Origin of the sequence: Longimicrobium sp., from assembly GCA_036389795.1 — a bacterium.
Classification (GTDB): domain Bacteria; phylum Gemmatimonadota; class Gemmatimonadetes; order Longimicrobiales; family Longimicrobiaceae; genus Longimicrobium.
In genome coordinates this window covers 1-13,293 of record DASVWD010000023.1, presented here as the reverse complement: position 1 = coordinate 13,293, position 13,293 = coordinate 1, and the positions used below count along the sequence as shown (strand labels likewise).

Genomic DNA, 13,293 nt, shown 5'->3' with positions numbered 1-13,293 from the left:
CCCGATCGCCCCGCCCGCCGCCCGCGGGCTTTTGCCGTTTCCGAGTGACCGAGGAGCTGAGATGCGGATCCGCGGACTGGCCCTGCTGGGCGCGGTGCTGCTGGCCGGGTGCGCCGAGCGCGCCCCGCTGGCGCCCGGCGACCACCCCCTCGCCGTCTTCCAGCCGCTCTCCACCCCCAAGCTGGTCATCAACGAGGTCATGGCCGACCCCTCCGCGGTCACCGACGACCGCGGCGAGTGGTTCGAGGTCTACAACTGGGGAAGCACCGCGGTGAACCTCCAGGGGTGGACCATCGCCTCCAACAACGACGCCCCGCTCACCATCTCCACCAGCGTCCCCGTGGCCGCGGGCGGCTACGCGGTGCTGGCCCGCAACGGCACGCGCAAGACCAACGGCGGCGTGACGGCCCAGTACCAGTACGGCACGGGGATGAACCTGGCCAACACCGCCGACTGGCTGGCGCTGCGCAACGCGTCCGGCGTCACGGTCGACTCCGTCGCCTGGTCGTCCGTCCCCGCCGGCGCCACCCGCGGCGTGCGCGACGCCGCGGCCGACAACGCCGACCTGGGCGGCGCCAACTGGCAGACGTCCACCACCGTCTTCGGCTCGGGAGACCGGGGGACGCCCGGCGCGCAGAACAACGGCTGGGTCGCCCCGGTCGCCCCTGCCGCCGGCGTCACCGTCTCGCCCGCGGCGGCCGCGACGGGCGTGGGCGGCACCGTGCAGTTCACCGCCAGCGCGGTGGACGCCTGGGGCGATCCCGTATCGACGACGTTTACCTGGAGCAGCTCCAGCGCGGCGGTCGCCACCGTGAGCGCGGGCGGGCTGGCGACCGGGGTGGCCGCGGGGACGGTGCAGGTCCGCGCCACCGCCGCCAGCGGCGCCTTCGGCGAGGCGGCGCTCACCGTCGCCGCGGAGCCGCCCGTGGCCCGCCTGGTGATCAACGAGGTGATGCAGAACCCCAGCGCGGTGCTGGACGACGTCGGCGAGTGGATCGAGGTGCACAACTGGGGGACGGCGGACGCCGACCTCCAGGGCTGGACCCTCGCCTCCAACAACGACGCCGGGCACGTCGTCGCCTCCTCGGTCGTGGTCCCCGCGGGCGGCTACGCGGTGCTGGCGCGCAACGGCGGCAGCGCCCAGAACGGCGGCGTGAGCGCGGCCTACGCCTACGGCACCTCGCTCAACCTGGCCAACAGCGCCGACTGGGTGGCGCTGCGCGACCCCTCGGGCGCCACGGTGGACTCGGTCGCCTGGTCGACGGTCCCCACCGGCGCGTCGAAGGGGGTGAAGAACCCGTCCGCCGACAACGCGGACCAGGCGGGGACCAACTGGCTCACGCAGACCACCGTCTTCGGCGCGGGAGACAGGGGGACGCCCGGCGCCCGGAACGACGGCTACGTCCCGCCCTCCGGCGGCGGCACCGGCGAGGTGGCGAGCGTCACCGTCTCGCCCGTCTCCGAGAGCGTCGCCGTCGGCGGCACCCGGCAGTTCGCCGCCACCGCGCGCGACGCGGGCGGCAGCGTGGTCGCCACGGCCTTCACCTGGAGCAGCTCGAACCCGTCGGTCGCCACCGTGGGCGCGAGCGGGCTGGCCACCGGCGTGGCCGCGGGGACGGCGACGATCCGGGCCACGGCGGAGGGCGGCGTCTTCGGCGAGGCCGCGCTGACGGTGACGAGCGGGGGCGGCGGGACGGCCTCGGAGCTCGTCGTGCGCGTGCTCGACATCGGGCAGGGCGACGCGAACCTGATCACCAACGGCACCAGCCGGGTGATGATCGACGGCGGGCCCGACTCGCTGCGGATGGGCGTGCTGCTCGACTCGCTGGGGCTGAACGGCGCCACCATCGACGTGGTGATCCTCTCGCACCAGCACTTCGACCACCACGCCGGGCTGCGCGAGCTGTTCCGCGCCTCGCGCGGCATCACCGTGCGGTACTTCTTCGAGAACAAGGACGTCTACAGCAACGGCGCGCTGGCGCAGCTGCGCGACTCCGTCAACGCCCGCGCGGCCCGCGGCCAGCTCGTCTACCGCGACACCGACGACCCCTGCGGCAACGGCTCGGCCCTCTGCACTATCACCCTGAACGGCGGGGCGAAGCTGCACGTCATGCGGCCGAACCCGAGCGGGAGCTCGCCCAACGACCGCTCCACGCCGGTGAAGCTGGTGGGCCCCGACTCGGCCTCGTTCACCATGTGGTTCTCGGGCGACGCCGAGCACGAGGCGCAGGACTGGTTCGACACCGGCGCCGACTACAACGTGTTCCCGGGGATGCGCGTGAACGTGCTGAAGGGCAACCACCACGGCAGCTGCAACGGGGTCCGCAGCCGCTTCGTGCAGCTCACCTCGCCCGACTGGGTGACCTTCTCGCTGGAGGCGGCGAACGACTACGGCCACGTGCACCAGCAGACGAAGGACCTGTTCAACCAGTACGGCAGGCCCTGGTTCCGCACCGACCAGAACGGCACCGTCACCATCCGCACGCCGGGCACGCCGGGCGGCGGCTACACCATCACCCCCGGACGGGGCGGGTCCAGCCTGTCGGGCCCGGCGGACCGCGCCTCCACCCAGGCCGCCTGCAACCCGCTGCCGTGACGAGTCTCGCACGGAGTCGGCGGAGATCATGGAGAAGATCCCGTCGACTCCGCGTGAGGCGATCCGGCCGGGTCTGCCCGGCATTCCCGGCCGGGCGCCTACAGCACGACGTCCCCGCCGGGGTCGCGCCCCGCCATCCGCCCGAGCTGCTCGCGCGAGCGGCGGAGCGCGGCCTCGGTGGCGGCGCGGTCGATGGTGACCCGCAGCGTGGCGGCGCCGTCACCTTCGGCGGCGCGCGACACCGCCAGCACGTCGCCCTCGCGCGCGCCGTCGGGAAGGAGCCAGGCGGGAAGGCGCACCAGCCGCGCGCCGTCCTCCTCCAGCGCGGCGACCCCCTCCTCGATCGAGTCGACCACCCATGTGCGATTCTGGCCAGGCATGCGCGTCACCCGGGGTGCGGGGTGGAACCGGCGTGGAGGGCGGCCCCGGCGCCGTGGCGCCGCGGACGGCCCATGCTGAGGCAGACTTTGTGCACGCGCAGCGGGCCCGGTCCGAACCGGACTTTCTCCTGCCCGGGCACGCCACGGAACATACCCCTGGCGCAAACGCGCGTCTCATAGGAACTTTTACGGCGACGCCGTTTACATGCGCCGACCTTTTTCCGCAGAGGAACCCGCACCGCATGCCGCTCCCGCCCATATCCGAGATGCGCCCTCCCCGTACCGGCAAGCGGAAGTCCCGTCGCCAGCGAGTTCCGCCGGCGCTCACGCGCGGCCCCGACCGCCTGGACGGCCTCGGCATCCTGGACGAGGTCGGCGGCGAGCTGGGGCTGGTGCTCTGGCGCTCCGCCCGCAACGTGCGCCTGTGGGCCGAGACGCCGGCCGAGCGCCGCGGCGGCCTCTTCTCCGGCGGCGCCGCCCAGGTGCGCCGCGACGAGCTGGCGGGCGCCGGGCCCGACCCCGAGCTGCTGGCTCCCCTCTCGGTGATCGTCTCCCTCCTGGAGCGGCCCGCCACCGCCGACGTGCTGCGCGTGGTGAACGCCTGCCGCCGGGTGGCGCTCTGGGCCGAGCAGCGCGGCGCGCTGGCCACCGCGCTCGAGTTCGCCCAGGCCGCCGCCCTGGTGGTCCCCGACTCGGCCGCGCTCGCCTACGCCGTGGGCCGCCTGGCCCGCCGCCACTCCGAGTTCGACCGCGCCGAGAGCTGGTACACCCGCGCCATCATCCAGGGGCGGCAGACCAAGGACTGGCGGGCGTACGCGCAGGGCTTCACCGGCATGGGCAACCTGCACATGCAGCGCGGCAACTACCCCGCCGCCCGCCGCTCGCACGTGCGCGCCCTGCGCGCCGCCGGCCGCCACGGCCACCCGGAGCTGCTGGGGATGGCGTACCACGACCTCTTCGTGGTCACGGCCGCGATGGGCGGCGGCTTCGAAGCGGATCACTTCGCGGCGAAGGCGTTCCGGGCCTATGGCGCCGGCCACCCCGGGGTGCTGCGCCTCGCGTACGACGTGGCGTACCACTGGACGCTCCAGGGCTACTTCTCCGGCGCACTTGGCGTGGCCACCTCGCTCGTGCCGCACGTGGAAGACCTGGCCATGCGCGCCCTGCTCCAGGCGCTCGTGGCCCGCGCGGCCGGCGGCGCGGGCGACCCGCGGGCGTTCGAGACGGCGGCCGCCGACGCGCAGGTGTTGATCGAGCAGGGCGTCGCGCAGGAGATGACCGCGCCCACGCTCCTCGGTCTGACCTACGGGGCGATGAGCCTGGGCGAGTGGGAGCGTGCCTGCGAGTGGGCGGAGCGGGCGCTATGGCTGGCTACGGAGCACCGGGAAGGCCGCGTCGCGCTCGAGGCCGAGGCGGCGCTCGACTCCGCGAAGCGGCGCGTCGGCCGGCTGGCGCCTGCGCAGCCGATCGGCTCCCGGCCCGCCCCGGAGCTCGACGCCGCGGCGGAACTGGCCGACCAGTTCGTCGAGGCGCTGGCCGCGCGACAGCCCGCGGCGGTCGGCTGACCCGGGGGACGTCAGCCGCCGCTGCCGGCCCAACCTCCGCCGCGGTTGGCGGTGCTGTCGGCAGGGATGTTGTCGCGCAGGACCGGGAGGTTTTCGCTGGAGCGGGCGGGTTCGGGAGACGTCGGGGACGAGCTGCAGGCGGCGACGGCAGTCGCGAGCACGATCGCGACGAAGACGTAGCGGATCTTCATGGATGCCTCGGTAAAATTCAGGATGTGAACGCGGGGTGTCCACGTTCCGGGCGGAAAGTACCCCGATTGTGGGGGCCCGCGTCCTATCCAATCCACCATAAATCACACGTTTCCCGCCTGGTTGGCTCCTCTGCACCATTCTAGTACCTCTCTGGCCCCCTGTCCACAAACTCAGTCGTAAATCGTTATCCGGGGGAGGGATAACGGCGTCCGCGCACGCGAATCCCGAGGCCGGTGCGTAGCGCGCCGGTCGCGCCCTCTCACGCCATTCCGGAAAGGAGGATGCCTCCCGGCTCCTGATCTGTCCGAAAAGATTCCGGCAACCCGGTAGCCGGAGGAAGCCATGAGACGAACCCTCGTCCGGCACGCTCCCGGCCCTGCTGCCGGCGCTCGCCGCCGCGGCGCCCGCGCAGGAGCCAGCCGTGGTCACCGGGCGCGCGACCGGCGCGTCGGGTGCTCCCGAAGAGCCGGCGTGCTCGTCCGCATCGAGGCGCTCCGCGCCGGCGCCACCACGGGCGCCGACGGGCGGTACCGGCTGATGATCCCACGGATCCGGTAACAGATTTTTTTTCTCACGCAGAGTCAGCAGAGTCAGCAGAGTCAGCAGAGAACCGATCGGCTGACTGGCTGACTGCGCGTGAGGCCTCGTCCCTCGCGGTTCGCATGAGGAATGCGCGCCCGGCAGGGCCGGGACGCCGCCGCGACACGGGGTATCGTCGCGGCGGTGGCCCGGCGGCGGTGGGCACGGCGGTATCGTGCCCTACGGCGCGCGCAGCCCGGCCCGGAGCGCAGCGGAGGGACATGCCCGAGCCACTCCGCTGCAGCTCGTGCCGTGACACACAGCCGCACAAAGGCGCCAGGACAATTGTTCCCGGCGCGGCGGCGTGCTACCTTCCCTCGGATCACTTTCCAACCCGATTCGCAGACGCCCAGGCGCGCGGCTCCTCCCGCGCCGCCCTCCTCCCCTGCCCCGGCCATGGATCCTCGGGACGCCGCCATCCGCATCCACGAGAGCAGCGACCCGGCCGCCGCCGTCCGTGCGCTGGCGTCGTGCCCCGCCGTGCGCCGGGCCGTCTGGGTGGGGGCCGACGCCGCCCCCGCGGGCGCCTGGCCCGAGGGCGAGCGCGTCTCGCCCGCGCTGGCCGCGGCGGCGCTGAACGCGGCCGGCCCCACGCTCCGCCCCCTCGCCCCCGACTTCCCCGCCGACGCCGTCGGGGCCGCGGGCGCGGACGCGCTCCTCCTCCCCCTGGCGGAGGAGGCGGGCGCGCTGGTGCTGGTGGGGCCGGGCGAGGCGCTCGGCGCGGCGGAGGGGTGGGCCCCGGCGGCGGCGGCGTTCGCGCGCGTGGCCGGGCGCCACCGTGCCTTGCGCCAGGTGGAGGAGGAGCGCGACACGCTGCGCCAGCGCGCGGAGGAGAGCGAGGCGCTGCACGTGCTGGGGCTGGCGGCCAACCGCACCCTGGACCCCGACGAGGTGCTCACCCTGGTGGCGCGCTTCACCCGCACGCTGCTGGGCGCGCACTACGTGACCGTGAACACGCTGGCCGAGGGGCGCATCCGCACGGTGGCGGCGGTGGGGCTCAGGGGCGAGGTGGCCGAGGACGACCCGTTCGCGGCGCGGGTGGCGGCGGCCGCCAAGCCGCTCACCCTGCAGGCGGCGGGGGGGCCGGTGCCGGAGCCGTTCCACGCGGCGGAGGGGATGCGCACGGGGATCGGGGTGCCGCTCTCTCTCTTCGGCGAGACGTTCGGGGCGCTGGTGATCGGCTACCGCCGGCCGTACGAGCTGGAGCCGCGCGACACCCGCCTGGCGCTCACGCTGGCGGGGCACGCGGCCGTGGCCATCAGCAACGCGCGGCTGCACGGGGCGCTGGCGCAGCGCACCCGCGAGCTGGAGCGCGCCAACGAGGAGCTGCGCTGGACCACCGAGGCCAAGGACCGCTTCTTCGCCTCGATGAGCCACGAGCTGCGCACGCCGCTCAACGCCATCCTGGGCTACCAGAGCCTGCTGCTGGAGGGGGTGGTGGGCGAGCTGCCGGCCCCGTTCCGCCCGTTCCTGGAGAAGGCGCAGCGGGCCACGCGCAACCTGCTGCTCCTGGTGAACGACGTGCTCGACCTCTCCAAGCTGGAGGCGGGGAAGATGGAGCTGGTGGTGGCCCCGGCGCGGGTGCGCTCCATCATCGAGGAGGCGATGGCCACCATCGAGCCGCTGGCGGCGGTGAAGGAGATCGCGCTGCAGGTGGAGCCGCTGCCGCCGCTGCCGCCGGTGTTCACCGACGCCGACCGGGTGCGGCAGATCCTGATCAACCTCCTCTCCAACGCGGTGAAGTTCACCGACGAGGGGCGGGTGACGGTCTCGGTGGGGGCGCTGGGCGACGGGGCGGGCCCCCCGGCGGACGACGGCGGGGCGTGGGTGGAGATCCGGGTGGCCGACACCGGGCCGGGGATCGCTTCCGAGGACCAGGAGCGGATCTTCCACGAGTTCGAGCAGATCGTGGGGGCCACCTCGCGCGGGGGCACCGGGCTGGGGCTGCCGATCTCGCGCAAGCTGGCGCGGCTCCTGGGGGGCGACCTGCTGGTGGAGAGCGCCCCGGGGCTCGGCTCCACCTTCACCCTGCGCCTGCCGGCGAAGAGCGATGCCCATCATCAATGAGCCGAGCGTCCCCGGCGCGGTGGGCGGGGCGGCCGAGGACGTGGCGCGCCGGGCCACCGCCGAGGAGCGCGCGGGGAACTGGGACGCCGCGGCCGACCTCTACGCGGCCACCTTCCGCTCGGCGCTGCGCGAGGGGCTGGCCGAGCGCTCGGTGGACGCGCTCCGGGGGCAGGCCCGCATGCGCCTGTCGCAGCGCCGCTTCGAGGAGGCGCAGGAGCTGGCCGAGCTGGCGGTGGAGCTGGCCGAGCGCTACGGCCTGCCGTACGCGGTGGCGCGGGGGCTGAACGTGCTGGGGCTGGTGCGCTTCCACTGGGAGGGCGACCTGGGCCAGGCGGCGGCGCTGTACGGGCGGGCCCTGGAGCTGGCGCTGGACCTGGGCGACGACGAGCTGGTGGGCCTCGCCTGCCAGAACCTGGGCGTGGCGGCCCACGTCCGCGGCGACTACCGCGAGGCGCGCGCCCGCTACCTGGAGGGGATCGGCTCGTTCGTGCGCTCGGGGAGCACGGCCAACGCCATGCTGGCCTACAACAACCTGGGGCAGGCCTCGGCCGACCTGCACGAGTGGATGGAGGCCGAGGTGTACTTCACCCGCGGGCTGGAGATCGCCGAGCGGCTGGGGCACGCGCCGTCGGCGGGGATGCTCTACGGCAACCTGGCGGGGCCGCTGATCCAGGTGGGCGAGCTCGAGCGGGCCCGGCGCGCGCTGGACCTGGCCGAGGCGGCCGCCGGCCAGGTGGGCGACCGGGTGTCGCTGGCCGACGCGGCGCGCTTCCGGGGGATGATGGCCCGGCTGGAGGGCGACCTGGCGGCGGCGGACGCGCACCTGGCCCGCGCGCTGGAGATCGCGGCGGCCCCCGAGCTGGCCCGCGAGCGGGGGGCGGCCCTGCGCGAGCTGGCGGAGCTGCGCCTGGCCCAGCGCCGCCGCGCCGAGGCGCTCGAGTGCCTGCGCGAGGCGGCCCGCGTGCTGGAAGGCCGGGGCGCCGAGGCCGAGGCGCGCGGGGCCCGCGAGCGGCTCGACGGGCTGGAGGCGCAGAGGTCGTAGGCGCGCGCAGGTTTCTTCACCGGACCCGTGCGTGCCGTGGCGGGTTCGGGACTCTCCGCCGCCGCCCCCTCGTCTGTTCCCGACTGCGCCGGACGCGGCATGCTTGTTGCCCCCGCCCTTGGGTCCCGCGGGAACCCAAGCAGAAGGAAGGGCAGCATGACCCGGTGGACGCGTTTCATCCCGGCGCTGGCGGTCGGTCTCGTTCTGGCGGCTTGCGGGCAGGATTCGGGGGGCAACCCGGTGGCGCCGCTCGGGCCGTCCGGCCCGCGGATGGAAGGCGGGCTGGGCACCGGCGGCAACTACACGGGCGGCAGCGGCGGCGGCCCGACGACCACGTCGACGACCACCGGCTTCGGCAGCGACAGCACGATCATCATCGAGAGCGACACCACGTCGCGGGGCGGTCTCGGCACCGGGGGGAACTGAGCCCGCCGCCAGATCGCCGATCATGCTGCCTTCGCGGCAGGCCCGGGACCGATGTCCCGGGCCTGCCGCTTTTTGTGGAATCGCACGCACCGGACGCACCAGATCGGGGCGGTCTCCGCCGGCCTCCCGCGGATCGTGAAAATTGCGGAGGATTGTTCGGGAACGAACTCCGTAACTGCATGCCTCACACGGAGTAAACGGAGTCGACGGAGAAACTTCATCGCGCTCGGCACGGCCTCCTCGAACGCCGCCCGCCGTCGTCCTCTGCAACCGCAGCCGAGCCGGGATCGGCGCACCAGACTTCCACGCCCGAGGGATCTTCTCGGTCGGCCCCGTCGACTCCGTGTGAGTCCCTGTCCGCTGCAGGACTGCCTCCCATCGTGGTCGGCGGGCGATTGTTGATATTTCCGAAAAGTTGCGGGGAGCGGCCGACCTTCAGCTCACTTTCGGCCCATGCGAGGAGCCTCTTGTGTCCAGAGGGTGCAGAAGTAGCGTAACCGTAGCCGTGTTAATGAAGTACGAAAACCGATCCACCGGGACATCCATGGATCGATAGTGCGGCAGGTCCGCCCCACTTCCCTCGTGCTCCGACCGCTCCACGACCCACCCGAATGCGGCGAGCCAGCCGGCGGAGACGCCGCAAGTGGCTGTGCCGAAGCACGTTGGATGGAGCGCGGGGCAGCCGTCCCGGGGACTACCCCGGGTGGGGCCGCCCGGCACGCTTCCTGAGGCGGTATTCCTTTCGTTTTGCGCGGCGGCAGGTTCGCCTGCCGCCACTCTCCACCCCCGCGGTCGCCCCCGGCCGGTTCATGATCCCCTCACCCGTTCATGAGGCCCCGATGACCACCTCCCGGATGTGCACCGTCCTGCTCTGCGCGGCGGCCACGCTCCTGGCACCCGCCTGCGCGGGGTCGCCACCCCCGGCGCCACCCCCGCCGCCCGCCCTGACGGGGGGCGACAGCATCCTGGTGTTCGCGGCCCTCGGCGCCCGCTACCACCACCCGGTGGAGACGGTGGAGCTGGCGACCCTGCACCTCGCGCACTGCGGAGCGAGGGCGCGCGAGGAGGCGCGGGACACGATCGTCGGTCCCGGCGGCGGAACGGTGACCCTGCCCTCGGGGCACTCCCTCCACGTTCCGCGCAACACGCTCAAGGAGGGAGAGCGCTACGTCTTCGGCCTGGCCCAGGCGGCGGACTCCGCGCACCTGGTGCTGGAGGTTTCCGGCGGCGGCGCTCCCGAGCCGTTCGCCCCGCCGGTGACGATCACCTTCAACACCACCGGGTGCAGCGCGCCCGCGCCGGGGAGGTCGCGCCGCGTGGTCCGGCTGCGCATGGGGAGCCCGGGCACCGACGTGGGCGGCACCCACGACCCCGGCGGAGTCACGTTCCGGGCCTCGCTCACCGAGCTGAGCCGCTACGCGCTGGCGCAGGGGTGAGGCCGCTCACCCGCCGGTAGCACTCCGAACCGGGAAGGCGGGACCGCCCCGCCTCCCACACAACCCGATCCGCGCGCGCACGACCATGGCCGATTCCGCCGATCTCGCAGTCCGGCCGGCGGCCCTCTCCCGGGGGCCCCTCCCCCGCAGGCTGCGCGCGCTGCACTCCGAGCTCAAGCGGCGCCGCGTCTACGCCACCGCCACCGCGTACGCGGTGGCCGCGGCGGGCGCCATCCAGCTCGCCGACGTGGTGGCGGGCGCGCTGGAGCTGCCGAAGGACACCGTCACCCTGGTCCTGTACGTCGCGCTGGCCGGGCTGCCGCTGGTGCTCGTCCTGTCGTGGGCCTTCGCGCTCCGGCGCGAGGGGGCGGCCGGCGTGGGCGCCGCGGCGGCCGGGGAGGACGAGGCCGTCCCCCCCGCCGCCGCGCTCCTCCCCCACCACGCCACCGAGTTCGTGGGGCGCGCGGCCGAGCTGGAGGAGGCCGGCCGGCTCCTGGCCGCGCCCGGGTGCCGCCTGCTCACCGTCACCGGGCCCGGGGGGATCGGGAAGACGCGGCTGGCGCTGGAGGCGGCGCGAGGGGCGGCCGGCCGCTTCCGCGACGGGGTGCGCTTCGCCGCGCTGGCGGGGGTCGCCTCGCCCGAGCGGCTGGCCCCGGCGCTGGCCGAGGCGCTGGGGGTGCGGGTGTCGGGGCGCGAGGACCCGCGGGCGCGGCTGCTGGACTACCTGCGCGGCAAGGAGCTCCTGCTGGTGCTGGACAACCTGGAGGAGGTGACGGCCGGCGCGGGCGGGCTGCTGGCGGCGGTGCTGGAGGGCGCCCCCGGGGTGAGGCTCCTGGCCACCTCGCGCGAGCGGCTGGGGCTCTCCGCCGAGACCGTGCTCCCCCTGGAGGGGCTCTCGCCCCCGGAGGGCGACGGGGCGGCCGCGCTGGAGCGCTCGGACGCGGCGCGCCTCTTCGCGGCCGGGGCCCGGCGCGCCTGCCCCGGCTGGCGGCCGGCGGCGGACGACCGGCCCCACCTGGCGCACATCTGCCGGCTGGTGGAGGGCTCGCCGCTGGCGCTGGAGCTGGCCTCGGCGTGGGTGCGGCTCCTCTCGTGCGCCGAGATCGCGCGGGAGATCGAGGGCGACCGCGACTTCCTGGCGGGCCCGGCCGCCGACCGCCCGGAGCGGCACCGCAGCCTGCGCGCCGTGTTCGAGGGCTCCTGGCGGCTCCTTCCCGAGGCGGAGCGGGCGGCGCTGCTCGGGACGTCGGTGTTCCGGGGCGGCTTCACCCGCGAGGCGGCGGAGGCCGTGGCCGGCGCGGCGCTCCCGCTGTTAGGCGCGCTGCACGACCGCTCGCTCCTGCGCCGCGCGGGCGCCGGGCGCTTCGAGGTGCCCGAGGCGCTGCGCCGCTACGCCGAGGAGAAGCTGCGGCTGGACGACGGGGAGCGCCGGCGCGCGGAGGCCCGGCACCGGGCCTTCTACGCCGGCCTGCTGCGGGACGCGGCGGCCGCGGCGGCGGGCGGGGGCGAGGACGAGGCGCTGGCGGCGGTGGCGGCCGACCTGGAGAACGTGCGCCGGGCGTGGGAGGCGATGGTGGAGGCGCGCGCGGCCGGCGAGCTGGACCGGGCGCTGGACGGGCTCTTCCTCTTCTACCACTCCCGCGGGTGGGCGCGCGAGGGAGAGGCGGCGCTCGCGGCGGCCGCGGCGGCGCTGGAGGGCGAGGACGCCCACGCCGGCGTGCTGGCGCGGCTCCGGGCGCGGCGGGGAGCGTTCTGCGCGCGGCTGGGGGCGTACGCCCAGGCGCGCGAGCTGCTCGAGGCGGCGGCCGCCCACTTCCGCCGGGCGGGGCCGGCACCGGAGCTGGCGCTCGCGCTGGACCAGCTGGGGGTGGTGGCCCAGAGCCAGGGCGAGTACTCCGAGGCGCGCCGCCTCCACCACGAGGCGCTGGCGGGGTACCGCGCGGCGGGCGACCGCCGGGGCGAGGGCGAGGTGCTCACGCACCTGGGGAACGTGGCCTCGGCGCTGGGCGACTACGGCGAGGCGGAGCGGCTCTTCCGCCAGGGGCTGGCCGCGCTGCGCGAGGCGGGCGACCGCGGCGGCACCTACTCGCCGCTCTGCAACCTGGGGGTGATCGCGTCGATGCGGGGCGACTTCGCGGTGGCCGACGGCTTCTACGCCGAGGGGCTGGCGGTGGCGCGCGAGGCCGGCAACCGGGGCGGCGAGGCCAACCTGCTGCTGAACCTGGGCGTGGCCGCCACCGACGCGGGCGACCCGGCCCGGGCCGAGCCGTACCTGCGCGAGTGCGCGGAGATCTCGCGCGAGATGGGGTACGACCGGCTGGTGGCGTTCGCGCTGAACGGCCTGGCCCACGTGGCGCTGGCCCGGGACGACGACGCCGGGGCCGACGCCCTGGCGCGCGAGGCGCTGGCCACGGCCGCGCGCATGGAGGAGACGCCGGTGGTGCTGGAGTCGCTCACCACGCTGGCGCGGCTCCGCCTGCGCGGGGGCGACGCGGGGCGCGCGCTGGAGCTGGTGTCCCTGGTGCGCGAGCACCCCGCCACGGACAGCTCCACCCGCGTGATCGCCGCCGGGATCGCGGACGAGGCGGAGGCGGGCCTGCCCCCCGCGGCGCTGCACGCGGCGGTGATCCGCGGCAGCGCGCTGCCGCTGGAGCAGGTGGTGAAGGAGGTGCTGGAGGAGCCCGCCCAGGCAGGGATCGAGGTGGTCGCAGCCTGAGCGGCGGATCCTGAGCCTGGCAAAAGACTGTCTCACGCAGAGTCAGCAGAGTCAGCAGAGGGTTCTCCTCCGTCGACTCTGCTGACTCTGCGTGAGGCCTGTAGTTTTTGGTCGCGTATGAGGGCGATGCCTGCCTCGCGCGGCGAGACCCGCGTGATACCACGTTTCCGAGCATTGTTCTGGTTCGCGAGAAACAGATTGGCATCACACAGAGGACACGGAGGACACGGAGAGAACTTCAATCTCTCCGCTGTTCCTCTGTGTTCTCTGTGCCCTCCGTGTGAGACCTTTTCA

Annotated in this window: 9 protein-coding genes; 7 read left to right on the top strand and 2 right to left on the bottom strand. The window is 74.8% G+C overall.

The genetic code is table 11. The annotated features are described in order from the left end of the window. Positions 1-61: 61 nt before the first annotated feature. On the top strand, positions 62-2,596 hold the full coding sequence (locus VF746_02925; GenBank protein HEX8691371.1) for a lamin tail domain-containing protein: 2,535 nt from the start codon (positions 62-64) through the stop codon (positions 2,594-2,596). A 98-nt stretch (positions 2,597-2,694) separates the two neighbouring features. Here the strand turns inward: VF746_02925 and VF746_02920 are convergent, their stop codons facing one another. Beyond that, entirely contained in the window at positions 2,695-2,976 is a 282-nt protein-coding gene (locus tag VF746_02920) for a DUF3006 domain-containing protein (GenBank protein HEX8691370.1), read from the bottom strand. A gap of 266 nt (positions 2,977-3,242) precedes the next feature. Here VF746_02920 and VF746_02915 point away from each other — a divergent pair, with 266 nt between their 5' ends. Continuing rightward, entirely contained in the window at positions 3,243-4,541 is a 1,299-nt protein-coding gene (locus tag VF746_02915) for a hypothetical protein (protein ID HEX8691369.1), read from the top strand. 11 nt (positions 4,542-4,552) lie between these two features. Here the strand turns inward: VF746_02915 and VF746_02910 are convergent, their stop codons facing one another. Continuing rightward, complete coding sequence (locus VF746_02910) at positions 4,553-4,732, bottom strand: hypothetical protein (protein HEX8691368.1); 180 nt, start codon at positions 4,730-4,732, stop codon at positions 4,553-4,555. 976 nt (positions 4,733-5,708) lie between these two features. Here VF746_02910 and VF746_02905 point away from each other — a divergent pair. From VF746_02905 to VF746_02885, 5 genes are all read left to right on the top strand, one after another. Next, on the top strand, positions 5,709-7,379 hold the full coding sequence (locus VF746_02905; protein ID HEX8691367.1) for a GAF domain-containing sensor histidine kinase: 1,671 nt from the start codon (positions 5,709-5,711) through the stop codon (positions 7,377-7,379). Then, complete coding sequence (locus tag VF746_02900) at positions 7,363-8,421, top strand: hypothetical protein (protein HEX8691366.1); 1,059 nt, start codon at positions 7,363-7,365, stop codon at positions 8,419-8,421. The genes VF746_02905 and VF746_02900 overlap by 17 nt, the downstream gene beginning before the upstream one ends. 156 nt (positions 8,422-8,577) lie before the next feature. Further along, on the top strand, positions 8,578-8,847 hold the full coding sequence (locus VF746_02895) for a hypothetical protein (GenBank protein HEX8691365.1): 270 nt from the start codon (positions 8,578-8,580) through the stop codon (positions 8,845-8,847). An 839-nt stretch (positions 8,848-9,686) separates the two neighbouring features. Then, positions 9,687-10,283, top strand: coding sequence for a hypothetical protein (locus VF746_02890; protein HEX8691364.1), 597 nt, complete (start codon positions 9,687-9,689; stop codon positions 10,281-10,283). An 85-nt stretch (positions 10,284-10,368) separates the two neighbouring features. Then, complete coding sequence (locus VF746_02885; protein HEX8691363.1) at positions 10,369-12,999, top strand: tetratricopeptide repeat protein; 2,631 nt, start codon at positions 10,369-10,371, stop codon at positions 12,997-12,999. The last annotated feature ends 294 nt before the right edge of the window (positions 13,000-13,293 follow it).

Bases quoted from the DNA above. Each gene is read 5' to 3' on its own strand.
- VF746_02925 (HEX8691371.1), top strand. From the start codon at position 62: ATGCGGATCCGCGGACTGGCCCTGCTGGGCGCGGTGCTGCTGGCCGGG.
- VF746_02920 (HEX8691370.1), bottom strand. From the start codon at position 2,976: ATGCCTGGCCAGAATCGCACATGGGTGGTCGACTCGATCGAGGAGGGG.
- VF746_02915 (HEX8691369.1), top strand. From the start codon at position 3,243: ATGCGCCCTCCCCGTACCGGCAAGCGGAAGTCCCGTCGCCAGCGAGTT.
- VF746_02910 (HEX8691368.1), bottom strand. From the start codon at position 4,732: ATGAAGATCCGCTACGTCTTCGTCGCGATCGTGCTCGCGACTGCCGTC.
- VF746_02905 (HEX8691367.1), top strand. From the start codon at position 5,709: ATGGATCCTCGGGACGCCGCCATCCGCATCCACGAGAGCAGCGACCCG.
- VF746_02900 (HEX8691366.1), top strand. From the start codon at position 7,363: ATGCCCATCATCAATGAGCCGAGCGTCCCCGGCGCGGTGGGCGGGGCG.
- VF746_02895 (HEX8691365.1), top strand. From the start codon at position 8,578: ATGACCCGGTGGACGCGTTTCATCCCGGCGCTGGCGGTCGGTCTCGTT.
- VF746_02890 (HEX8691364.1), top strand. From the start codon at position 9,687: ATGACCACCTCCCGGATGTGCACCGTCCTGCTCTGCGCGGCGGCCACG.
- VF746_02885 (HEX8691363.1), top strand. From the start codon at position 10,369: ATGGCCGATTCCGCCGATCTCGCAGTCCGGCCGGCGGCCCTCTCCCGG.